Annotated in this window: 1 protein-coding gene; it reads left to right on the top strand. The window is 74.4% G+C overall.

Features of this window, described 5'->3' with window-relative positions; translation table 11 throughout:
• Positions 1-199, top strand: a 199-nt coding sequence (locus ACWGIU_RS30740; RefSeq protein WP_453711288.1) for a glycosyltransferase, incomplete at its 5' end; no start/stop codon positions are given.
• Positions 200-308: the final 109 nt, after the last annotated feature.

Below are 308 nucleotides of genomic sequence, written 5' to 3'. Positions count from 1 at the left end.
GCCCGGAGACGTACGCGCGCTCGCGACGGCCACCGCCGAGCTGCTGGCCGACGACACAGCCCGCCGGGCGTACGGGGAAGCCGGACGGCGGCGCGTCCTGAGCCGTTACGGCTGGTCCCAGGTCGCCGCCGCGACGGAACGGTCCTACCGCTCGGTGCTCGCCGGGCGGCTCGTGGTCGCCGGGACGACGACGTCGTGAGCCCCCTCTGCCGCTCGTCCGTCCGTCCTGCTTCTGTCCGACGAACGCCTCCGGTCGGTCACGACCGGACCGGTCTCCGCGCCGTACCGATTGCCTGAAGGAGGTGGGG

This window comes from Streptomyces sp. NPDC054840 (assembly GCF_053611065.1).
The sequence above is the reverse complement of the archived record's forward strand: the minus strand, read 5'-3'. Positions and strand labels throughout refer to the sequence as shown.